The organism is Bacillus sp. GW821-FHT01G09, assembly GCF_059422205.1.
Window position 1 is genome coordinate 387,170 of the sequence record NZ_JBWKWL010000002.1, and the last position, 21,755, is coordinate 408,924.

The window sequence follows — 21,755 nt, forward strand, 5'->3', positions numbered from 1 at the left end:
CAACATCGTTCATGAGTAAAGTGGACGGAATTGCGACGAAATTCAGTCCAGAAACGATTTTGTCACAGCTGGATAAATTCACAACATCGTTCATGAGTAAAGTGGACGCAATTGCAACGAAATTCAGTCCAGAAACGATTTTGTCGCAGCTGGATAAATTTACGACATCGTTCATGAATAAGGTAGATGAAGTCGCCACAAAGTTTAGTCCAGAGACAATTTTGTCGCAGCTGGATAAGTTCACAACATCGTTTATGAGTAAAGTGGATGCAATTGCAAGTAAATTCAGTCCAGAAGCGATTTTTAAGCAGCTTGACAAGTTTACAGATTCCTTTATGAAAAAAGTGGATGATATCGCAAGCAAATTCAGTCCAGAAGCGATTTTTAAGCAGCTTGACAAGTTTACAGATTCCTTCATGAAAAAAGTGGATGATATCGTAAGTAAATTCAGCCCGGAAACAATCTTTAACGAGCTTGACAAGTTTACAGATTCCTTCATGAAAAAAGTGGACGATGTCGTAAGTAAATTCAGCCCGGAAACGATTTTTAACGAGCTTGACAAGTTTACAGATTCCTTTATGAAAAAAGCAGATGATGTCGCCAGCAAATTCAGTCCAGACGCCATTATTACTAAAGCGGAAGACTTTGTAACAAATATTGTTGACAAAATTTCAGAGAAATTTAATTTCCTGAACCCGGATAAAATCGCTAATAAAGCAGAAAAGTTTGTTGATAACATTGTTTCAAAAATCGCCAAGAAATTCGAGAAATTCAGCCCTGATAAAATTATTGAAAAAGTGGGAGAGTTTTTTGAAAAAATTATAAAAGGCATTGCTGAGAAGCTGGGGAATCTGGATATTGGCGGGTTGTTTGGCGGCAAATCCAGCGGAAGCAAAGGCAAACAAAAAGCTTCAAAAGCCAATACAAAGAACTCAACTTCTAACAATTCAAACCGCACTAAAAAACCTTCTATGAACCAAAAATCTTCAGGTTCAAAATCGAAAAAGTCAGGCGGCAAATGGGGCGGGGCTTGTGGTTGCTGCTGTGCCGGAATCAGTACAGGCAAAAGCAAAAAAGTCAAAAATAGAAACGGTTCATCAACAAAAGGGAATAAAACAAATCCTGTGAATACACCTAAATCTGCTAAAGGAGCAGCAGGCAAAGGTTTTTCAGGCCTTCTGAAAACATTGGGTGAATCAAAAGGCTTAAAAGGCGGACTGAAGGGCTTAAAAGGAGCTGCAAAAGGAATACCGGGATTGGGCGAAATACTGTCCCTTGCTGACTTAGCCGGTATCAATAAGGATAATGCTGGTGAAAAAGTAGGTTCAGCCGGCGGAGGTTTAGCAGGAGCCGCTGCAGGAGCGGCTATTGGAAGCGTTGTGCCGGGAGTCGGGACCGCTATTGGCGGTGTTGTAGGAGGAATTGCCGGTACTTTCGGCGGTGAAAGTTTAGGCAAGGCAATTGATGCCGGCGCTCTAGAAGATACATGGAACAGCATCACAGAGGGTGCGCAAAATGCCTGGTCAGCCATTCAGGATACTTGGGGAACTGTATCAACATGGTTTATGGACAATGTCTGGACGCCAGTATCAACTGCAGTTGTGGGTGTAGCAACAAGCATATGGTCCAACATCGTAAATGCATGGACAACGATTCAAACGATATTTAGCACGGTGGCAACATGGTTTATGGACAATGTCTGGACGCCGGTTTCATCAGCAGTTGTGGGTGTAGCAACAGCAATATGGTCTAAAATCGTAAATGCATGGACGACAATTAAAAATGTGTTCAGTACAGTTGCTTCATGGTTTATGAGTAATGTGTGGGGGCCAGTCAAATCTGCTGTAATAGGAGCGGCAACTACAATCTGGGATAAAATGACCGGTGCTTGGAATAAGATTAAGAGTGTTTTCAGTACGGTATCGGGATGGTTCATGGATACAGTTTGGAACCCGGTCAAAAATACAGTCTCAGATGTAGGCAAGGGAATCTCAGAGGCTTTCAAAAAAGCGATAGACACCGTTAAGAACATTTGGAAAGGCCTGAGCGGCTGGTTTAAAAAGAATATTCAAGAACCTCTTACAAAGGTGGGAGAAGCGATTTCAGATGCTTTTTCTAAAGCGTTCGGCTGGGTGAAGCAAATCTGGGATAAAGCTGGCGGCGTAGCTAGTAAAGTAATTAATTTTGTAACCGGCGGCGGTGATCCGAATAAAGGTAAGGATCCGGATAAAAATGCCACAGGCGGCTACATCACCAAACCAACCATCTCGTGGATCGGTGAAGCCGGCAAGGAATTCGTTATCCCGGTCGATAACAACCGAGGCCGGGGGAAGATGCTTCTTTCACAAGCGGCGTCTAAGCTGGGTATGCAAGTTGTAGACGACATGGGAGCAGCTTCGTCTTCTGGCGGAAGTCCAGCATCTATTTCAGGAGGAGCAGCTGTCAGTCCTTTATCAGGCTCAGCCTCCCCAGCAATGAACACTGCAAATCTTACAGGCCAAGCGTCCACACTTGGACAGCAATTTTCAGAAGGCTTTGGTAAAGGCATCAGCGATCAGCCGGTCAAAATGGAAGACTGGAAAAAGAAAAACATCAATACGCCATTTACACAAATGATTTCTGCTTCACCAAATTACGGTAAACAAATGGTAAGCGGGTATGCCAAGGGCCAAAACGGCACTGCAACCGGAACGGACGGCTTTTTGCAATCAAAAGTTAAAACGCCGTACCAAGCCACTATGAACAAATCGTCTTCATGGGGCACAGGAACGGTCAAAGGCTTTGCGCAAGGACAAAACTCAACCCAAACAGGGACTGCACAGTATGTGAGTACACATGTTGACAAACCGTTCCTGCGTTCAAAAGACACATCGAACAGCTGGGGTTCAGGCATGATCGGTAACTTTGTGACAGGCATGAATTCTAAATCCAGTGAAGTAAAACAAGCAGCAAAGGATATGGCCAAGAGAGTGGAGCAGGCTTTCCGTGAGGAGCTAGATATCCATTCACCTTCCCGTGTCATGATGAGCTTGGGGCGTTTTGCTTCAATTGGTGTTGTCAAAGGCCTTGGCTCAGTAGATGTAAAGAAATATGCTGAAAAACAAGCCGGATCACTGGCGGCTGCCTATTCGGGAATGGGAGCCATGGGCGGGAACGTAAAACAATGGATTATGGCTGCTCTCATGGCCACCAAGACACCGATGAGCTGGCTTCCGGGACTCATGACGATTGCGCAGCATGAATCCGGAGGCAATCCGAATGCAATTAACTTGTGGGACAGCAACGCAAAAGCGGGGCATCCGTCGCAAGGGCTGATGCAGACGATCCCAAGCACCTTTAATGACCATAAAGCACCGGGGATGGGTAACATTAAAAACCCGATTCACAATGCAGCTGCTGCGATCGGCTACATTAAAAGCAGATATGGATCAATCAACAATGTGCCGGGTATTAAAAGCCTGAATCATGGCGGACCGTATGTCGGTTACGCAAACGGCGGGCTGATTACAAAAGAACAAATTGCCCGTGTCGGAGAAGGAAACAAGCGGGAATGGATCATTCCGGAGGAGCGAGGCATCCGCGGCCGCTACCTCCTTCAGAGAGCTGCGCAAGCTCTTGGTATGGAAGTGACAGATCCGTCTCAATCCCAGCAGTCTGAGCTTTCTTCAGGACAAGTTTCAGCAGTTACATCCGGTACACGGCAAACGATACAAACAGCCGGAACGAAAGAAATAAAGATTGAGTTTAACGGCGATCAGCATTTCCATAATGGACAGGATGCTGATGGCCTGGTTGCGAAAATCAAGCAGGCATTACTTGATGAATTACAAAAAGACATTAACACCGGAACAAAGGGGGTCGTGGCTTTTGACTAAGTCTATCTATGAATTTTGGATATCACAGGGGAAAGAAAAGCTGCGATTCCCGGTTCTTCCTGAAGCGATTGATATAGCGAATAGTGTACAAAATGACTCAGTAAAGATAACGGGATTGGGTGAACTAACGTTTATTGAAGAACCCGGAGCAAAAGAAATTTCATTTTCTTCTTTTTTTCCAAAAAAGTATACGCCGATAGCTGAATATCAAAATCTCCCGTCTCCGGAAAATGCCATTGCGAAAATTGAAAAATGGATGAAGGCAAAAAAGCCTGTTCAATTTTTAATTACGGGAACAAAAATTAATATGACATGCAGTATTGAAAGCCTTAAATATAGTGAGGGAGACAATGAAATAGGTGATCGGGATTTTGATATTGTGCTAAAAGAATACAAAACCGCTTCTCCGCGGAAAATCAAGCAGAAGAAAAAAACAAAGGCAAAACGTCCGTCGAAGGCTGCGCCGAAGACGTACACAGTGAAAAAGGGAGACACGCTATGGGACATTGCAGGCAGATTTTACGGGAACAGTACTCAATGGCGCAAAATTTGGAACGCCAATAAAACAGCAATGATCAAACGAAGCAAACGGAACATTAGGCAGCCGGGCCACTGGATTTTTCCCGGCCAAAAATTAAAGATACCGCAATGAAACAGGTGATGTATGATGATAGAACTGTTCGTCATTAAAGACACAGAGTGGCTTGAGCTGGTTGCAGAAAGCGTATCGCTTGAAGGCCATCGTTATCAGGCGCCGCGCTCCATTGAAGCGACCATCGTCACCAAACAGGGCGACCAGACGTATTACAGTGTCTCAGAAGGAGATACGGTCTTGTTTAAATGGAAGGGAAAAGAGCTTTTTCGGGGCATTGTTTTTGCAAGAACCCCGGACGAGCATACGCTTGCCTTCAGCGCTTATGACATGCTGCAGTACCTGGTCAAAAACCAGGATATGTACGTGTTTTCCAATCAGCGGGCCGACCAGATCATCAGAAGGATTGCTAGTGACTTCCAGATACCGACAACCTCGATCGCGAACACAGGCCATACGATCAAAAGTCTTGTCATTAAAAATGATACGACATTGTATGACATCATATTAAAAGCGCTGAAACAGACGAAAAGCCAGACAGGACGACATTACCAGCTGTATTCGGAAAAAGGAAAGCTCGGTCTGCGCGCTTGGCCAGATCCGTCAGAGGTATGGGTGCTTGAAACGGGCGTCAATATCACGGGCTACCAATACAGCACTTCTATAAACGACACTGCTACTCGGGTGGTGCTTCGCCGGCAGAAGGACAATAAGACATATAAAGCCTCTGCCAAGGACAGTTCAGGCTTAAATAAATACGGTGTGCTTCAATATACGGAAACGGTCACAGATGACATCAACCAGGCACAGCTTCAGCAGCGGGCAGATGTACGGCTTGCTGAAAAAAAGGGCGTGAAAAAAGAACTGAAAAATATTCAGGCAGTGGGCATCCCGGAAGTGCAGAGCGGCTTGCCTGTCTATATTTCTATTCCGGAGGCCGGCATCAAGAAAACCTATTGGGTAGATACGGACCGGCACGAATTTAAAGGAACGAAACATACGATGACGATCGATGTTGTCGAAAAGAATACGATGCCGGAAGGAGTTTCCTGATGAGATTAAGTGAGGCTATAAAACATTTGGCAGTCGGCGCAGTTGACGCTGAGTCTCCGGTAGAACTGCTCCCGGCTGAAGTCGTTTCGGTTTCTCCTGTGGAAATCAAATTAAAAGAAAACAGCAAACTGATCATACCGGAAGACGCCATCATTATCCCAAAACGAATGCAGTCCGGAGGAGACGATGCACTCGAGCCGGGGGATCGCCTCATGACCGCGGCTCTGACTGGCGGGCAATCGTTTTTTATTTTAGATAAGGTATAGACAAAACCGCTTCAGTACGAAGGGGTTTTTATTTAGCATGTAAAAGGAGTGGGCATCATGGCCCTGACACCAGAAGTGGAGTTTGAAGATATTGAAGATGAGAGCGAAGTCATTGAAACCTCGCAAACGTACAAAATAGATTTTGAAAACGGAAGAATTACGAATGAGCTGATTACCGGGCTTGAAGCGATCAGGCAGTTCGTGTATATCGCCTTACAGACAGAACGCTATGCGTATTCCATATACAGCCATAATGTCGGAAATGAGCTTCAGGACGTGCTGACAGATCATGAGACGACTGATGCCTATAAAAAGATGGAGATTCCGAGGCTGATAGAAGAGGCGCTGGTTTATGATGACCGGATATCGGCTGTAACAGACTTTGAGATAGAAAAACAAGGCGATGCGTTTCATGTGTCCTTTGTGGTGGAGACGGATGAAGGAACGCTTGAGATTGAGGAGGTGATTGGCGAAGATGTTTGAAGATCAGACTTTTGAAGCGATTATGGAGCGTATGCTGAACAGCATTTCCGCAGATATTGACACAAGAGAAGGCAGCGTCATTTATAATGCGTTAGCCCCGGCGGCGGCCGAGCTTGCGAAGTCTTATATATGGCTGGATACTGTGCTTGAGCTAGTTTTTTCTGATACCGCACAAGGCGAATTTTTAGACAGGCGTGCAGCGGAAGCGGGAATTGAACGGACAGCCGCGACAAAGGCGGTCAGAGCGGGAGAGTTTACATCTGGAGTTACTATTCCTGTCGGCTCCCGCTTTTACGTGGATAATCTTTATTTTCAATATACGGCAGACGGGACGCTCATCTGTGAAACACCTGGTGAAGCGGGAAACGCCAATCTGACCGGACGCAATTTACTGTCATTGGATACCATTCCCGGTTTAGAAACGGCCATTGTCAAAGAAATCCTGATTCCGGGGCGCGAGGAAGAGGGAGATGACAGCTTGCGAGAACGGTATTTTACAAGGGTTCGGCGTGAGGCCGTCAGTGCCAATAAAATGCATTATAAAGAGTGGGCTGAGGAAGTGGACGGTGTGGGAAAGGCAAAGATCTTCCCGCTTTGGAACGGTGAAGGCACGGTCAAAATTGTCGTCACGAATGCGAATCTTGAGCCCGCTTCTCCTATTTTAATTCAAAAAGTGAAAGATTATATCGACCCTGAACCAGGACAGGGAGAGGGACAGGCGCCAATCGGAGCCGTTGTCACAGTGGAGAGCGCGGTCTGGAAAGAAGTTGAGATTTCTGCCGAAGTGCTGCCTGAGATCAATCACTCAATTGATGAAGTGAAGTCAGAAATTGAGGAAGGCGTTTTAAATCTCTTTAAGAAAATGGCGTTTGAAGACAACGTTATCCGCCTTTCTCAAATTAACAATATCGTCTATAATTCACCGTCAGTCAGTGATTACTCCAATATTCAAATCAACGGCACGTCTGAAAATCTGGTGCTGAGCGACGTGGAAATTCCTAAGCTTGGGCAGGTGAAGATCATTGAGCAAACAAGATGACATGACAGCGTATCTGCCGCCGTTTCTCACCAGCCTTAAAGAAATGGCTGAGCTGCTGAAAGCGGAAGCGCCTGAGTTTGATAAACAGAATAACAGCATATTTGATCTGACGGATCAGTTATTCGTACCGACGGCGACATGGGGGCTCAGCCGCTGGGAAAAGATTTTAAATGTGCCTCGGGAATCAGGCGACACAGATGAGATCAGACGATTGCGGCTCATTTCCAAAATGTCGAACATCCCGCCAATCACATATAGGGCCATTGAGCAGGCGGTAAACCGTTTCTTGAAAAACCCGTCTGCACAGATCCGTCTGCTTCCCGGTGAATACCGCTTTAACGTGGATATCAATGTTGATGACCTCCAGCACATGAATGAGCTGATTGAAGCCATAGAAAATATGAAGCCAGCTCATTTGGCGTATACGCTCAGAGGCGGATTAAATGAGACGCTTCAAATCAAAGATACAGTCATCCTGAATCACCGCAGATACCGAACGGCCAGTGAACTCAAGGTCGGTTATTCTGTCACTCTTAACAACAATGAGGTGGTTTTAACTTGATTTCAACCATATACAGAGAACGTACAGCGGCTGATCTAAAAAGCAGAATCGATCACGTGCTGCTCAACGGCCAAAAAACAGAAATAGTAGAGCTCGCCATTGACGGTGCGACCGTCACCGTTCTGACAAAACGTGAGGAAGACATTAAGCATATCGAAACGGTACAAATTTTTGACGAGCTGGGCAACATCATCACAGAGAGAAAGGCTGACCTGGACGTCAGCGAAAACAGAACACTTGATTTCAGATTTACTTTTGAGGTGGTGTAAACATGGCATACGAAGAAAAAACAGACTGGCTTCCGGACGACCCCATCAACGAAGATGACGTCAACCGCTGGGAAAAAGGCATAAAAGAAGCCCACACAGACATGGCTGCCCACAAAAACGACATGAACAACCCCCACAACACAACAAAGGCGCAAATCGGGCTGGGGAATGTGGATAATGTGCAGCAGGCGGCGAAGAAGGATTTTGACAAGCATGAGCAAGATCAGGTGCGGCATGTTACAGAGGAAGAGCGAGAGAAATGGAACAAAGGTCAATTATCTAAGATTACAAAAGATGATGGCTCAGTCTTTATCAACATAGACAATGGACAAGATTTTAACAAAGCAGCTGCTGAGCAAAGGAAGTCATTTACTTTTCATACAGAAAATACAGGAGTGAATACACCTCCACAATCAACGAAAGGCATTTATTTATACTTTTCCGAAAACGACGGGGAAGCGATTGCTATGACAAATGACGGGGGAATTTGGAGAAAAACATTAACGAGCGGAGTGTGGTCCGAATGGGTATCATTCGAGACAGAAGCAGGATCTAAGAGTAAGTCTGAACAGGCTGAGGAAAATGCTAAAAATTATATAGACAAACATATTGGTAATAGCAACATTCATATCACTAATGATGAACGTGTGAAATGGAATGGTGCTCAACTCAAAAAATTGACCAAAGATAATGGTAGAAGAACTAGGGTACCTGATGGGACAGATATTCTATCATTATCAACCGGTTTTTATTATGCATTAGGTAAAAATATAGTAAACAACCCAGTTGAAGGAGATAATGCTTGGTATAACTATGATGTCATAGAGGGGGAGAGCAGCAGAAAAACAATTGTTGCTTACCAAAGCTATGAAGTGACCATGTGGATCGGAATGGTTCATACTGACGGTGAGTTCAGAGGATGGAAGCGGCTGATTACTTCAGAAGAATTAAAAAGTGAAAATATCAATAAAATTGCTGATGAGTCACTGTATCAAGATGCAGCATATTCAGGTAACAATTATCCAATCGGTATTACCACCGTCAGTATTCTCCAAGGGTCTACAGGTTATCCCTATGAATTTGGTGAAGTGCTGAATATAAAATCGAGCATATATCGATTTGCACAGTTTTTCTTTTATGCCGGAAACGCAGGTCAAAAGAAAATATTTATTCGTCACTGGTATGATAGCACAGGCTGGACTGAGTTTATTACGATCCCTTCATCAGATGAACTAGAAACTGTTTTAAATACAGCAAAGCTTTATACGGACAGTCATGCTAATAACACGGAAATCCATGTCACGCAGAACGATAAAACTAAGTGGAATAACAGTCAGATTTTCAAATTGACTCAAGATGATGGAACGTTGGGAAAATTCTACAATGAAGATTTAAATAATATAATTAAAACAGGATTTTATTATATTTATTCTTCTACGACTGAATTAAATGCTCCTATTAATAGAAATGGGTATTTGCTTGTATATAATGTTGGTACCTATCCGTATCAAGAATTTACTACTTATTCGGGAGAAACAGCTTCTATTCCAGACAATAGAAGAAAATTTATCCGAAATAAAAAGCAAGATTCAGAAGAATGGACTCCGTGGATGGAGATTGAAAATTCACAAGGAGCACAGGCAAAAGCAGACAAAGCTTTAGCTGATGCTAAAACCTATGTAGATACAAATTATACAAATCAAAAATTAACCAAACTTTCAGGCTCTGATGCAATAACAGATGCTAGAACTGGAGGGGATGAGTATCCTCAGGGATTAACTTTAATAGATATTGGTCAAGGAAATAATACCGGTTACCCGCTTCGTTACGGCTTCGTGAAAAATGAGAAACACAGTGATTTTAGATTTGTTCAATATTTTTATGGCACTGGAAATGAATCTGGCAGTTACATTGATAGTACTGGTACATGGATAAGGCATTGGTGGAGTGGGTCAGGCTGGACAGCTTGGCATAAAATTTCTGGATTTGCTCATGCAAATATAGGAACTACAGGCATACAGTATTTGGATAAAAAAGCCCACACAAAAATTCAATTTAACCGCAAAAGAAAAGATAGTCACAATGCATTTGATACAAAAAATAGTAGATTCGTTGCTCCTAATGATGGAATGTTTTTAGTAGGAGTGGGGCTGTATATGATAAATACACCGGCTTACATCAATTTTCATCTGAAACTCTATCTAAATGGATCATTGTATAAACCAATTGACCATTTGAGGGGGGACTTTAATGATAAGGAAAGTGAAATGAACCTTGACTTAAATGGTACTGTAACCGTTCCTATGAACAAAGGTGATTATATAGAAATCTATTGCTATTGCAATTATAGCGGTGATGATAGAAGAGGTGTATCCGATTATAACGAGGCATACAACTATATAGACATTCAAGAACTTGGAGGGCTTAACTATCCTACAGTATAAGTATAGGAGGAAAAACGATGATCGCAGAAGCAATCATGTATAAATACCCCAATGCAGATCCAACAAAAGATTTTATCGTTCAGAATGATGGGGAAGGGTCTTATATAGCTGAATGGAACCTGCGCGCCCCAATCCCAACACAAAAAGAACTCGAAACCTGGTGGGAAGAGCTGCAAAAAAATCCGCCGTACGAGCCGCCTGATCAGGTGGAGCTTCTCGCTCAAGAATTGTCACAAGAAAAGCTGGCACGCAAGCAGCTTGAAGAGCTGAACAAAACTTTGGGAAGCGAGTTGTCAGATATAAAGCTATCATTACTTTCCTTGAAAGGAGATCTTGCCGAATGAATTATTGGGTGCTAGCCCTTTATTATGAGTGGGCGACAGCAGATATGGTAAAACAAGCATTAGCATATAAAGACTGTTCAATTGAGGATCTGGCAGAGGGTGTGAACAAAAAGCTGATCACAGCTGACCAGTATAAAGAAATTACCGGTAAAGCCATGTAAGGCTTTTTTATTTTGCCTGTTTTTAGATCAAAGGAGGATGAAGATGGTGAAGTATCAATATGAATTTCCTCTCGATAAGGCTGGAAAAGCCGGCGCTGTAAAGCCCTATCGAGGAGGAAAAAATGATTTTGTGACACCTGTTTCGAATTTGTCAGGCGTAGCGGAGATTTTAACAAATGCTGCTTTAAAGGCGACTGAGGCATACAGTCAGCTCGGGCAGGACAGGCTTGGCGCAGTTCTGATTTCGAAAGTGAAGGGCTGGGCGTATGCAGATCGTGAAGGTACGCTCTTTATAGAAGAAAGCGACAACAACAATGTTTGGACAACGACAGCAGCAGTTAATGTCGCAGCAGGCGTCCTGACAGCGACGGACTGGGTATATCTTTCTAAACGCTATTACCGTTTCCGCTATGTGAACGGGAATCTTCAGCAATCTGAGTTTGTATTATACCAATCAGTCGGTGCGGGTGAGATGGATGTGCGTGTCAATGAAAAAACGCCTTTACAGATTGACTTTGCGGAGAATCAAACACAAGATGGACGGCTGAAAGTCGAGGCTCGCAAAACATTTGACTTTGTCTTTCATGAAAATGCAGAGTCCGCCGGCGAGGGGGCTGCTTTACCTGTTGACGGTGCCGCGCATTTACTCGTTGAAGTCTACGGCACAGCAGAAATGAGCGAAGTCAAATTTTGGGGCAAATCGGTGTCAGGACAGAAACTGCCGATCAGAGGCGTGAAAACTGATGATGCTACCACTGCCTCCAGTACATTAGGAAAAGCTGAGGCATGGGCCTTTGATATTAAAGGGTTTAAGGAGATCATCATGGAGATTATCAGTATCACCGGCGGTACTCTTTCGGTAAAAGGGACCGCGGTTTCATAATAGTCTCGGCCCTCGGAAGGGAGGTGATCTGCATGTGAAGGAGGAGTGAGAGATGCAGCAAGAGGCAGACGTGAATGTGTTTCAGCAGGATTTAGCAGACATGAAAGGCGAGCACAAAGCACTTGAGCAGAGGGTTTCCGCATTAGAACGCGTGTCTGACCGGCAAGACCAGCAAATCATGACGCTGAACGAAAAATTAAACAAAATTGAAGAAAACACCACGTGGATTAAACGCACCATCACAGGTGCCATCATTACAGCAGTGTCTACAGGCATCATTGGCGGAGCCATCGCCATTATGTACAGCCTGCTGCAGCATTAAAGGGGGATTTTTATGAACACGTTTGACAAGGGCACGGTCATCAGGACGGTGCTTCTTTTAATTGCTTTAATCAACCAGACCATGCTGATGCTCGGCAAATCACCATTGGACATTCAGGAGGAGCAGGTCAATCAGCTCGCTGACGCTCTTTATTCAGCCGGTTCCATCGCATTTACAATTGGAACGACACTTGCCGCTTGGTTTAAAAACAACTATGTAACAGAAAAAGGGAAAAAACAGCGCGACTTGTTAAGGGACAATAATCTGACGAAATAAGGAGAGATGAAAATGGTTAACATTATTCAAGACTTTATTCCGGTTGGCGCAAATAACCGTCCAGGCTACGCAATGACGCCGCTTTACATTACGGTGCACAACACAGCGAATACCGCAGTAGGAGCAGATGCTGCAGCGCATGCCCGCTATTTGAAAAATCCTGATACGACGACAAGCTGGCATTTTACAGTTGATGATACAGAAATTTATCAGCATCTACCTTTAAATGAAAACGGCTGGCATGCGGGAGACGGAAATGGCAGCGGCAACCGGGCTTCTATTGGAATTGAAATTTGCGAAAATGCCGATGGCGATTTTGCAAAAGCAACAGCAAATGCCCAGTGGCTCATCAAAACATTAATGGCTGAACATAATATCAGTCTCGCCAATGTCGTCCCTCATAAGTATTGGTCAGGGAAGGAATGTCCGCGAAAATTGTTAGATACGTGGGATTCGTTCAAAGCAGGAATTGGGGGAGGCGGCAGCCAAACTTACGTCGTGAAACAGGGCGACACACTTACATCCATAGCGAGAGCATTTGGTGTTACGGTTGCTCAGCTGCAAGAGTGGAACAATATCGAAGACCCGAATCTTATTCGCGTTGGTCAAGTATTAATTGTAAGTGCTCCATCGTCCGCTGAAGAACCCGAGCTCTATCCGCTCCCTGATGGTATCATTCAATTGACAACACCTTATACCTCAGGAGAACACGTCTTTCAGGTGCAACGAGCACTTGCGGCTCTGTATTTTTACCCTGATAAAGGCGCTGTTAACAACGGAATTGACGGCGTTTACGGACCGAAAACAGCTAACGCAGTTGCCCGTTTTCAGTCTGTTAACGGTCTAACTGCTGACGGTATCTACGGGCCTGCGACGAAAGAGAAGATCGCAGCGCAATTAAGCTGATCAAAGACCATAAAAATCCCGGAGCCGCTCCGGGATTTATTTTTTCTTCTTCAACTTTTTTATAATTCCAGCACTGCGCTCCCTCACCCGAAGCGAGTACCCGGAAAGCCCAAACCTTCCGTAATCAACAAACTTCACACGCCTCACCAATTTTTTCACTGTATCACCTGACATTATCCTCTGTTTGTATTTATTATATGTCACCCTTTAAGAAAAGGAATAAGGACAAGAGCTGTTTTCCCTTGTCCTTTTAGTGTGATCATGCTTTTTTTCGTTTATACTCGTCAATCAGCCGTTCGTTTTCTTTGAAGATTCTTGCTGTATGCGGACTGACTTGATAGCTTGCGACACTGGTGGTTGAACGTTTTTTCAGGATTTTAAACGGCTTCGCCGCTCTGGGCTCGCATCTGTTTTGAAACGCACGTTCCATTATCCTTCACCTTCCTCCTCAATTGGCAGCACCAAATCATATATGCTCGTTAATGACGTAAATAGCAAATAATCAAATTCCGTGACAATGCTGTCAGACGTCAGCTTGATGACATAGTTCTGTGTCTCGATGGTAAAAGGGATGAGAACCACTTTTCCGTATTGGTCGTAATAAACATCCTTTCGATCGAGCCGTGTTTGTACATCTGCCGGATCATCCATATGCTCGGTTAACCGGTCTTTATCAGCCTGTGTCGAATAGTGGCAAAGAGAAGCCGTTAAGTTCATTTTATCAGCATAGGTTTTCAGCAGCTTATCAATACCTTCAGCATAAGCATCTATACTTCCATAATAAACATGGATCGGTTCGTTTTTCAATAGGTATTGGTATGTTTTCAGCCGATTGAGATACATGTGGAGCATTTCGTTGTTTTCTTCAAGAATTTCTCTTGTGTCTGTTTCAAGCTCGCTGCCGGCCAGTTTTTTGACGTATGCACTTAAGAAGATAAAAGCATCAATCAAAGCAAAACTGACTGCGACAATGAGATACCGTTTCCAGTGGGTAAATAGGGAAGTGGGCTCATATGTCCAGTATACCATAGCGCCTAGAACAAACAGCAAATACCAAGTTTTCCGGATGGCGGACATTTTTTCTTTGACCTTCGCTTCGAAACGCCACGTGGCATATACGTATAACCCCAGTCCGGCCACGATGCACCAGACCATGATCTGAAAGAATAAAACCATATTCGAATCCCTCACATCTGAAATAGGTTCTGCTTATTGTATTCGAGAGATCCGGATGGTTTTCCTGTTCCATCAAAAAAACCGCTCCTTTGACAGAAGCGGTGTGACATTAAAATATCATATTTAAAATAAAGTAGGCGATGGCACCAAGTGTCGCTGAAATCGGAAGCGTGATGACCCATGTAATGAGCATTCGCTTGGCCGTACCCCAGTTTACGCCTTTTACGCGGTGGGACGCACCGACGCCAAGAATTGATGAAGAAATGACGTGGGTTGTACTGACCGGCAAATGAATAAATGTGGCGCCGAAAATAATGGCTGCTCCGGTTAAGTCAGCGGAAACACCGTTTACCGGGCGGATTTTCATGATCTTTCCGCCAACGGTTTTGATGATTTTCCAGCCGCCGATTGATGTTCCGAGACCCATAGCTGTCGCGCAGGCGAATTGCACCCAGGTAGGAATATCATTAGCAGAAGTATGTAAATTCGCTGTGATGAGAGCCATTGTGATAATTCCCATTGCTTTTTGCGCATCGTTTGTTCCGTGTGTATACGATTGCAGGGCAGCTGTTACAATCTGCACTCTGCGGAATTGCTTATTCGTTTTCGCCAAGTTGCTGTCTTTGAAAATCAGCTTAACGATGCTATAAAGAATAAAACCAAGGACAAAGGCAATAATTGGTGATAGGATCAGTGCTTCAATGATTTTAATGAAGCCCTTATAGTTTAACGCTGCAAATCCGGCTGCCGCAATGGCTGCACCGGCAATAGCGCCGATGATGGCATGGGATGAGCTGCTTGGGATACCGTAGTACCATGTGATAAGGTTCCAGGCAATTGCAGCGAGTAGCGCAGCCAAAATGACAACAGAGCCATTTTCCAGCGTATAAGGATCTACGATGTCTTTCGTAATGGTTTTGGCAACACCTGTAAACGTCATTGCTCCGACAAAGTTCATCACAGCAGCCAATATAATGGCATGGCGTGGTTTTAACGCTTTTGTTGATACCGAAGTCGCAATTGCGTTTGCCGTATCATGAAACCCGTTGATGAAATCAAACGCCAGAGCACAAATGACTATTAGTATCGTTAATATTAATAGAATATCCATTTTTACCCCTCGTTACGCGTTTTTCATAATGATGGTTTCAAGATTATTGGCAACACTTTGACAAGAGTCGGCGATTTCTTCAAGCGTTTCGTATATTTCACGATATTGAATGACTTTGATTGGATCTGTTTCATTTCCGAAAAGATTCTTTAATGATTTTCTGTGCAAGTTGTCACAACTGTGCTCATACTCTTTAATTTTGATTGCGTGAGGCTGAATATCCTTTAAGCGATTTTCTGCCAGCAGCTCGATCGTAATCAAAATCTCTTTCGCACATTCTCTGATATATCCGCTGAATTTATCAATATGCTCGTCTGATGAAGTAATTGAGAAAATCTCCATCATGGCAGAGAAATGTTCGATTCCGTCAAGCACATCATCCAAGCTGTTTGTCAGCTGAAGGATATCTTCGCGCTCAATAGGAGTGATGAACGCTTTGTTAAGCTCTTTAATCATGACATGAACATGATTGTCACCTTTTGTTTCATATTCCTTTAACGTATCTGCAAATTCTTTAAGAGTCGTTTGGTTAGTGACCTTAAAATTCACAAAATATTCTGCAGTTTCGTCTATGTTCTTTGCAATTTCTGTTAAAAGGAGTGAGAACTTATCTTTTTTTCTTCTTATCATTAAAAACCCTCCATAGTTTGAATGAACAATGCACACATCAAATTATTATATAGCCTTTTGTCGAAAAAAAACAGGTAAAGTCGAAAAAAACGTATCTTGACTTTTTTGATAAATCGTGTCTCCTTATTTTGACCTACTTCGCTTTAAAAAAACGACCCAAGTTTGCAAAAACTTTCTGCTTAACGTAAAAAGTATATCAAAAGTTGTGTTTTTCCTGTCAACTTTTATCTTCTGTTTCACCAAAAAACGGTTCCCTAAACAAGGGAACCGTTTTATCAGCTTGCTTTTCGTTTTTTCATCCCGTAATAGACAGGCAGTCCGGCAAGGCCGATGAGGATGGATAATCCGCAGCTCATTGTATCTGTAATGAGTGTGCTGCCTAACACAAAGAAGGAGCCCGCGATTGCCAGAATTGGCATAAATGGATAAAGCGGAACACTGTAGGCGCGCTTTTCTCCCTTTGCTCGCTTGCGGAGAATAAACACTGCAAAAAAGGCCATCACATAAAAAATGTAGATCATGAAAATGGAGATTTCTGAGAGCTTATCAGGGTTGCTGATAAGCATCATAATCAAAGCCAAAGCAATTTGAAAAGAAATCGCAATCCATGGTGTGCGGAACGACGGGTGTACATGTGACAGTTTTTCAGCAAATGGAAGCTGTTTGCGTTCCGCCATTGCAAATGAAACACGCGGGAAAGAAAGCACCTTTCCATTTAAGCACCCAAAGATGCTGACGATAATCCCTACACTGATCAGCTTTCCGCCAATTGAACCGAACAGCATGGTTGCAGCGGTGCTTGTCGCATTTTCACCAAGCGTGACAATTTCGTTCGCTGACAGGATGTGAAGCAATGCAAAATTAATGAAAATATAGATCGCCGTTACAATTAATAATCCGCCCGTCATAGCGCGTGGCAGCAGCTTTTCGGGATTTTTCATTTCTCCGCCGAGAGCGGCAAGGAGAATCCATCCGTCATAAGCAAACAACGTAGCTAAAATAGCCGCCCCGAAGTTCATATCAGAAATGCTTTCGTTTACTGCTGTGAAGATGTGCTGATCGCCTTTCCAAAGGCCAAAGATGATGATGCAGGCAATCGGAATCAGTTTTCCGATCGTTGTCAGCGTTTGGACAAAACCGCCGTATTTTGTACCGATAATATTAATGACGCATAAAAAGAGAACTGCTATAATTCCAATGACTTTTGATAGTCCAGATCCCCAGCCGAAAAGATTCGCCATTAAAGATCCAAAATATAAACCCAGCGCGCCGATAATCGCCGGGCCGTAAATGATAATCTGCACCCAGCCGCACAAAAATCCCCAAAACTCGCCGTACACTTCTTCAAGGTACGTATAAAGCCCGCCGGTTTTTGGAATCTGCGTTCCGATTTCCGCGATTGTCAAACCGCCCGCCAGTGTTAAAATACCGCCTAACAGCCAGGCGAAAAGCGCCATTTTTGAATCACCTGAATAAGCAAGCACAGCGCCGGGCTTCATAAAAACACCAGAACCGATAATGGTTCCGATGACAAGAGTAAGGGCAAACAAGAGGCCTATCTCTTTTTTCAAACCGTTGTCTTCAGTATGCATGTCCTTAACCTCCTATGACGTTGAAGCTTCATGTTGAATAATCTATTTTTTCATATTGTAAACCCTATTTTAGAAAAGTGAAATAAAATAAATTTTCTGATTTTCGAAATTTGCTTTGTGTACAGCAAATAAAACTGTAAAAACGCCTGTTTTAACAATCTATAAACGAATAAACTTCATGATTTTTATTTGCAAAGTTCGTGTTTTCTGTATTAGGATTTTAGCCGGTACGGAGGGGAGGTGAGAATTCAGAAAATGAACGAACCTTCGGTGAAGCTGATATGTTGACTTTCTCATGCGAATAAAATACTTTGTTATTAGAACAATAAATATACAATTATGATACGATATCTCGAAATCGAGATAAAATAACCTGGAGGGACACATATGAAAGTTAACGGCATTCACCACGTATCGGCATTAACGGCCGACGCACAAAAAAACTTGGATTTCTATAAGAAAGTATTAGGATTAAAGCTCGTGAAAAAATCCGTCAATCAGGATGAACCGACAATGTACCATCTGTTCTACGGAGATGAAGTGGCAAACCCGGGAACTGAGCTGACGTTTTTCGAGATTCCCCGCATTGCACCGTTTCATGCGGGAACAAACAGTATTTCTTCTATTGGATTGCGCGTTCCAAGCACAGAAGCCCTGCATTACTGGAAAGAACGTTTTGAAGAGCAGCAAGTAACGCACAGCGGTATATCCAAAAGAGCTGGACGTGACATATTGGCATTTCAAGATCATGAAGGGCAGCGACTTGTGCTGACTGCTGATGAGGAAGGAAAAGGATATGGCCTGCCTGTTAAACAGAGCGGCATCCCGGAAGAATTTTCGTTTCGCGGGTTAGGGCCGATTGAACTGACTGTGCCATATGCTGAACCAACCTTACACGTATTGACGAATATTCTTGGATTTACAGAAATCAGCCGTGAACCAGTCGAAGGGCAAGGAACCGCCGTTATTCTGGAATCAGGAGAAGGCGGTGCTGCAACGGAAATCCATTTAATAGAAAGAAACGATCTTCCGCGCGAGCGTCAAGGCAAAGGGAGTGTTCACCATGTCGCATTTCGGGTAAGAGATGAAGAAGAACTTGCCGGGTGGCACCGGATCATCAGCCGCGAAGGCTTTAGCAATTCCGGCATTGTGGAGCGCTACTATTTCAAGGCGCTGTATTTCAGAGAACCGAACGGCATTTTGTTCGAGTTATCAACGGACGGACCGGGCTTTATGGTAGATGAAAATCTTGACGAGCTTGGCCAAACGATTGCTCTTCCGCCATATCTAGAGCATCGAAGAGCAGAAATTGAAGCGAAATTGAAACCGATCCAATAAATTGTGATTCATTTGCCTTCCGGCGCCGCCGGAGGGCTTTTTTTATTACCATAATTAATTTTGACCTAAACAGCATGCCTTATTAGGGAGGAAATATCAGATGCTGATTGGGAGAAATGGCTTAAAACCCTTTGCAAATATGGGTGATTGGTATGGAATGGCCTCGGCAAAAATATTGTCTTTGTTTATTAATAGTTTATTCATATTTGCTTGTTACACTATTCCCAAGTTAGACAAAAAGGAGTGAAAAACACGTGGAAAAGAAAAAACGCGAGCTGGATATTTTCCTCATCCTCATTTTGCTCGCATCTGCATTCTTAAATATCTATAACATCTGGAATGATGATACGGTGAATCCTTATTACACCGCTGCAGTCACAAGTATGATGCAAAGCTTTCATAATTTTTTCTATGCCTCATTCGACGCGGCGGGGTTTATAACGGTTGATAAACCGCCTATTACGTTCCAGATACAAACCATCAGCGCACTTATATTCGGTATGCACGGCTGGAGCGTCATCCTGCCTCAGGCACTTGCTGGTGTAGGTTCTGTCCTTTTAATGTATCTGTTAATAAAACCGACATTCGGTAAGACAGCAGCAAGAATTGCCTCTTTCATCATGGCATGTACACCGATTGCTGTAGCTGTAGCACGTACAAACAATGTTGATGCATTACTGGTATTTTTCTTATTGCTTGCTACATGGCTTCTCTTTAAAGCGATCAGAAAAGGAAAGCTGATCTGGCTGTTAGCAGCATTTTTCGTTGTTGGAGTAGGTTTTAATACAAAAATGCTGCAGGCTTACATGATTTTACCGGCCTTCCTATTGTTCTATTTGATTGCGGCAAATGCCGCGATGAAGAAAAAAATCATTTCGCTGGTCAGTGCGTTAGCCGTATTAGCAGCCGTTTCGTTATCGTGGCCGCTCATTGTCGACAATATCCCTGCAAGCAAGCGGCCTTATATCGGAAGCAGCCAAACCAACTCTGTTTTGGAATTGGCTTTTGGCTATAACGGAATCCAGCGGCTGACAGGCCAAAATTCAGGCGGCGGCCAGGGTGCGCCAAACAAAGACGCTTCAAAAGAAATGTCTTCTTCTGATAACACTCAAGCACCGCCTAATCAGTCATCAAACAGCAGCTCATCAAATGATGACAAATCTTCAAATGGCAATATGACGGCACCTCCATCCAATGGCCAAATGCCAAGCGGAGGAGAAATGCCAAGCGGCGGTCAAGGAGGCCCTCCAAGCGGCGGAGATGGCGGCCAAGGCGGACCTGGCGGAGACGGAGGGAAAGGCGGTACAGGAACCGGTTCGAAAATGCAATCAGGTTCAGGGATGTTTGGAACGGGAACACCTGGTCCACTGCGGCTTTTCCAAACAGAGTTATCTGATCAAATCAGCTGGCTTCTGCCATTTGCGATATTTGGAATCGCAGGCTTACTGATCGCAGGCGCGAGAGAAAGAAGAAGATTATCTGTAGAGCAGAAGGAAACGGTGTTCTGGGTTGCGTGGCTTGTACCGATTGCCGGATTCTTCAGTGTCGCAGAATTTTTCCATCATTATTATCTCATCATGCTGGCACCGCCGATTGCGGCTCTTGTTGGTGCGGGATGGGTTGCCCTTGTTCATCTGTATCGCAATCAGACAGGCTGGAAAGCATGGCTTTTGCCAGGAGCAATTATTGCGACAACTGGATTTGAATTGTTTATTCTCAGAAACTACAACGATCAAATCGGTGTTGGATGGAGTATCGGGGTAGGTGTTATCGGCGTGTTGTCAGCGATTGCTTTGCTGCTGTTTAAACAGCGCCAAAAACCGTTCAGTTATTATGTTTCACTTGCAGCTCTCTTCGCATTGCTGGTGATGCCGATTTATTGGGCAAGTACGCCACTTCTGTACGGAGGCAACAGCTCACTGCCTGAAACAGGCCCTCAGCTCGCATCAATGAGCGGAAAAGGCATGGGAATGTCTGATGCGACTGTAAATGAAAAACTGATCAAATATCTAGAGGAGAATAACTCCGGAGCTGAATACCTATTCGCCACAACCGATTCGAACACAGCGGCACCATATATCATTAAAACGAAAAAAGCTGTCATGGCTATTGGCGGATACAGCGGTTCTGACCCGGCAATCACACTGACTCAATTCAAAAAACTTGTAAAAGAAGGAAAAGTGAAATACTTCTTGGCTTCTGGAATGGGAAGAGGCGGAAACAATGACATTGTTGAATGGGTTGAGAAAAATGGAAAAGAAGTAGCATCAGAAAAATGGCAATCAAGTTCTGATCAAAAAACAGAAAATACTGATTCAGCTGATACATCAAGCAGCAAGGCTTCAGGTGAAAACGGCAAAATGGGCGGACCTGGCGGAATGAATCAGTCAGCAACATTATACGAACTACATGCTGATGAATAGGAGGCAAAAA

Annotated in this window: 24 protein-coding genes; 18 read left to right on the plus strand and 6 right to left on the minus strand. The window is 43.8% G+C overall.

Annotated features, from left to right (window positions below; translation table 11 throughout):
• From AC07VD_RS07465 to AC07VD_RS07535, 15 genes are all read left to right on the plus strand, one after another.
• Positions 1–3,875 (plus strand): transglycosylase SLT domain-containing protein (locus AC07VD_RS07465; protein ID WP_494724393.1); only part of this gene is annotated, 3,875 nt, incomplete at its 5' end.
• Positions 3,868–4,527, plus strand: a complete 660-nt coding sequence (locus AC07VD_RS07470) for a LysM peptidoglycan-binding domain-containing protein (protein ID WP_038828716.1) — start codon at positions 3,868–3,870, stop codon at positions 4,525–4,527. The genes AC07VD_RS07465 and AC07VD_RS07470, both read left to right, overlap by 8 nt.
• A 15-nt stretch (positions 4,528–4,542) precedes the next feature.
• Positions 4,543–5,520 (plus strand): phage-like element PBSX protein XkdQ, encoded by a 978-nt coding sequence (locus AC07VD_RS07475; protein ID WP_003245730.1) that lies wholly within the window; start codon positions 4,543–4,545, stop codon positions 5,518–5,520.
• On the plus strand, positions 5,520–5,786 hold the full coding sequence (locus AC07VD_RS07480; RefSeq protein ID WP_003244812.1) for a DUF2577 family protein: 267 nt from the start codon (positions 5,520–5,522) through the stop codon (positions 5,784–5,786). Before AC07VD_RS07475 ends, AC07VD_RS07480 begins: the two co-directional genes overlap by 1 nt.
• Positions 5,787–5,843: 57 nt before the next feature.
• Positions 5,844–6,269, plus strand: coding sequence for a DUF2634 domain-containing protein (locus AC07VD_RS07485; RefSeq protein WP_024573154.1), 426 nt, complete (start codon positions 5,844–5,846; stop codon positions 6,267–6,269).
• Positions 6,262–7,308 (plus strand): baseplate J/gp47 family protein, encoded by a 1,047-nt coding sequence (locus tag AC07VD_RS07490; protein WP_003232669.1) that lies wholly within the window; start codon positions 6,262–6,264, stop codon positions 7,306–7,308. Before AC07VD_RS07485 ends, AC07VD_RS07490 begins: the two co-directional genes overlap by 8 nt.
• Entirely contained in the window at positions 7,292–7,870 is a 579-nt protein-coding gene (locus AC07VD_RS07495) for a YmfQ family protein (RefSeq protein ID WP_217017610.1), read from the plus strand. The genes AC07VD_RS07490 and AC07VD_RS07495 overlap by 17 nt, the downstream gene beginning before the upstream one ends.
• On the plus strand, positions 7,867–8,139 hold the full coding sequence (locus AC07VD_RS07500; RefSeq protein ID WP_217017613.1) for a hypothetical protein: 273 nt from the start codon (positions 7,867–7,869) through the stop codon (positions 8,137–8,139). The genes AC07VD_RS07495 and AC07VD_RS07500 overlap by 4 nt, the downstream gene beginning before the upstream one ends.
• A gap of 2 nt (positions 8,140–8,141) precedes the next feature.
• Positions 8,142–10,583, plus strand: a complete 2,442-nt coding sequence (locus tag AC07VD_RS07505) for a pyocin knob domain-containing protein (RefSeq protein WP_217017614.1) — start codon at positions 8,142–8,144, stop codon at positions 10,581–10,583.
• Between the two features lie 17 nt (positions 10,584–10,600).
• Positions 10,601–10,927: an XkdW family protein gene (locus AC07VD_RS07510; protein WP_217002562.1), complete on the plus strand. Its 327-nt coding sequence runs from the start codon at positions 10,601–10,603 to the stop codon at positions 10,925–10,927.
• Positions 10,924–11,088 carry an XkdX family protein gene (locus tag AC07VD_RS07515; protein ID WP_014479563.1) on the plus strand — a complete coding sequence of 55 codons (165 nt, stop codon included), beginning with the start codon at positions 10,924–10,926 and terminating at the stop codon, positions 11,086–11,088. Before AC07VD_RS07510 ends, AC07VD_RS07515 begins: the two co-directional genes overlap by 4 nt.
• Positions 11,089–11,131: 43 nt before the next feature.
• Entirely contained in the window at positions 11,132–11,971 is an 840-nt protein-coding gene (gene xepA, locus AC07VD_RS07520; RefSeq protein ID WP_494721675.1) for a phage-like element PBSX protein XepA, read from the plus strand.
• Positions 11,972–12,023: 52 nt separating this feature from the next.
• Positions 12,024–12,293 (plus strand): hemolysin XhlA family protein, encoded by a 270-nt coding sequence (locus AC07VD_RS07525; RefSeq protein WP_003232655.1) that lies wholly within the window; start codon positions 12,024–12,026, stop codon positions 12,291–12,293.
• 12 nt (positions 12,294–12,305) lie between these two features.
• Positions 12,306–12,569, plus strand: coding sequence for a phage holin (locus tag AC07VD_RS07530; RefSeq protein WP_003232653.1), 264 nt, complete (start codon positions 12,306–12,308; stop codon positions 12,567–12,569).
• Positions 12,570–12,581: 12 nt separating this feature from the next.
• The gene (locus AC07VD_RS07535) at positions 12,582–13,475 is read left to right on the plus strand and encodes an N-acetylmuramoyl-L-alanine amidase (RefSeq protein ID WP_217002560.1); all 894 of its coding nucleotides are present in this window, start codon (positions 12,582–12,584) and stop codon (positions 13,473–13,475) included.
• Positions 13,476–13,511: 36 nt separating this feature from the next.
• On the opposite strand, the gene spoIISC is transcribed toward AC07VD_RS07535, so the two are convergent.
• The 6 genes from spoIISC to steT form a co-directional block, all read right to left on the minus strand.
• Positions 13,512–13,649, minus strand: coding sequence for a three component toxin-antitoxin-antitoxin system antitoxin SpoIISC (spoIISC, locus tag AC07VD_RS07540; protein ID WP_003232648.1), 138 nt, complete (start codon positions 13,647–13,649; stop codon positions 13,512–13,514).
• A gap of 85 nt (positions 13,650–13,734) precedes the next feature.
• A complete protein-coding gene (gene spoIISB, locus AC07VD_RS07545; RefSeq protein ID WP_003232646.1) occupies positions 13,735–13,905 on the minus strand; it encodes a three component toxin-antitoxin-antitoxin system antitoxin SpoIISB in 171 nt (56 codons plus the stop codon).
• Complete coding sequence (gene spoIISA, locus AC07VD_RS07550; RefSeq protein WP_017695117.1) at positions 13,905–14,651, minus strand: toxin-antitoxin-antitoxin system toxin SpoIISA; 747 nt, start codon at positions 14,649–14,651, stop codon at positions 13,905–13,907. The genes spoIISB and spoIISA overlap by 1 nt, the downstream gene beginning before the upstream one ends.
• Before the next feature lie 109 nt (positions 14,652–14,760).
• A complete protein-coding gene (locus AC07VD_RS07555; RefSeq protein ID WP_003232642.1) occupies positions 14,761–15,762 on the minus strand; it encodes an inorganic phosphate transporter in 1,002 nt (333 codons plus the stop codon).
• 12 nt (positions 15,763–15,774) lie between these two features.
• Positions 15,775–16,392 (minus strand): DUF47 domain-containing protein, encoded by a 618-nt coding sequence (locus AC07VD_RS07560; RefSeq protein ID WP_003218470.1) that lies wholly within the window; start codon positions 16,390–16,392, stop codon positions 15,775–15,777.
• Between the two features lie 275 nt (positions 16,393–16,667).
• Complete coding sequence (gene steT, locus AC07VD_RS07565) at positions 16,668–17,984, minus strand: serine/threonine exchanger (protein WP_085186195.1); 1,317 nt, start codon at positions 17,982–17,984, stop codon at positions 16,668–16,670.
• Between the two features lie 387 nt (positions 17,985–18,371).
• Here steT and AC07VD_RS07570 point away from each other — a divergent pair, with 387 nt between their 5' ends.
• The 3 genes from AC07VD_RS07570 (at position 18,372) to AC07VD_RS07580 (ending at position 21,745) form a co-directional block, all read left to right on the plus strand.
• Positions 18,372–19,322 carry a ring-cleaving dioxygenase gene (locus tag AC07VD_RS07570; RefSeq protein WP_041344800.1) on the plus strand — a complete coding sequence of 317 codons (951 nt, stop codon included), beginning with the start codon at positions 18,372–18,374 and terminating at the stop codon, positions 19,320–19,322.
• A gap of 100 nt (positions 19,323–19,422) precedes the next feature.
• A complete protein-coding gene (locus AC07VD_RS07575; RefSeq protein WP_122894618.1) occupies positions 19,423–19,569 on the plus strand; it encodes a hypothetical protein in 147 nt (48 codons plus the stop codon).
• Positions 19,570–19,576: 7 nt separating this feature from the next.
• Positions 19,577–21,745, plus strand: coding sequence for a glycosyltransferase family 39 protein (locus tag AC07VD_RS07580; protein WP_124059770.1), 2,169 nt, complete (start codon positions 19,577–19,579; stop codon positions 21,743–21,745).
• Positions 21,746–21,755 lie beyond the last annotated feature (10 nt).

What these genes read in the sequence shown, in the direction of transcription:
- AC07VD_RS07475 (WP_003245730.1), top strand. Translation starts at nt 4,543, where the DNA reads ATGATAGAACTGTTCGTCATTAAAGACACAGAGTGGCTTGAGCTGGTT.
- AC07VD_RS07480 (WP_003244812.1), top strand. Translation starts at nt 5,520, where the DNA reads ATGAGATTAAGTGAGGCTATAAAACATTTGGCAGTCGGCGCAGTTGAC.
- AC07VD_RS07485 (WP_024573154.1), top strand. Translation starts at nt 5,844, where the DNA reads ATGGCCCTGACACCAGAAGTGGAGTTTGAAGATATTGAAGATGAGAGC.
- AC07VD_RS07490 (WP_003232669.1), top strand. Translation starts at nt 6,262, where the DNA reads ATGTTTGAAGATCAGACTTTTGAAGCGATTATGGAGCGTATGCTGAAC.
- AC07VD_RS07505 (WP_217017614.1), top strand. Translation starts at nt 8,142, where the DNA reads ATGGCATACGAAGAAAAAACAGACTGGCTTCCGGACGACCCCATCAAC.
- AC07VD_RS07510 (WP_217002562.1), top strand. Translation starts at nt 10,601, where the DNA reads ATGATCGCAGAAGCAATCATGTATAAATACCCCAATGCAGATCCAACA.
- AC07VD_RS07515 (WP_014479563.1), top strand. Translation starts at nt 10,924, where the DNA reads ATGAATTATTGGGTGCTAGCCCTTTATTATGAGTGGGCGACAGCAGAT.
- xepA (WP_494721675.1), top strand. Translation starts at nt 11,132, where the DNA reads ATGGTGAAGTATCAATATGAATTTCCTCTCGATAAGGCTGGAAAAGCC.
- AC07VD_RS07525 (WP_003232655.1), top strand. Translation starts at nt 12,024, where the DNA reads ATGCAGCAAGAGGCAGACGTGAATGTGTTTCAGCAGGATTTAGCAGAC.
- AC07VD_RS07530 (WP_003232653.1), top strand. Translation starts at nt 12,306, where the DNA reads ATGAACACGTTTGACAAGGGCACGGTCATCAGGACGGTGCTTCTTTTA.
- AC07VD_RS07535 (WP_217002560.1), top strand. Translation starts at nt 12,582, where the DNA reads ATGGTTAACATTATTCAAGACTTTATTCCGGTTGGCGCAAATAACCGT.
- spoIISC (WP_003232648.1), bottom strand. Translation starts at nt 13,649, where the DNA reads ATGTCAGGTGATACAGTGAAAAAATTGGTGAGGCGTGTGAAGTTTGTT.
- spoIISB (WP_003232646.1), bottom strand. Translation starts at nt 13,905, where the DNA reads ATGGAACGTGCGTTTCAAAACAGATGCGAGCCCAGAGCGGCGAAGCCG.
- spoIISA (WP_017695117.1), bottom strand. Translation starts at nt 14,651, where the DNA reads ATGGTTTTATTCTTTCAGATCATGGTCTGGTGCATCGTGGCCGGACTG.
- AC07VD_RS07555 (WP_003232642.1), bottom strand. Translation starts at nt 15,762, where the DNA reads ATGGATATTCTATTAATATTAACGATACTAATAGTCATTTGTGCTCTG.
- AC07VD_RS07560 (WP_003218470.1), bottom strand. Translation starts at nt 16,392, where the DNA reads ATGATAAGAAGAAAAAAAGATAAGTTCTCACTCCTTTTAACAGAAATT.
- steT (WP_085186195.1), bottom strand. Translation starts at nt 17,984, where the DNA reads ATGCATACTGAAGACAACGGTTTGAAAAAAGAGATAGGCCTCTTGTTT.
- AC07VD_RS07570 (WP_041344800.1), top strand. Translation starts at nt 18,372, where the DNA reads ATGAAAGTTAACGGCATTCACCACGTATCGGCATTAACGGCCGACGCA.
- AC07VD_RS07575 (WP_122894618.1), top strand. Translation starts at nt 19,423, where the DNA reads ATGCTGATTGGGAGAAATGGCTTAAAACCCTTTGCAAATATGGGTGAT.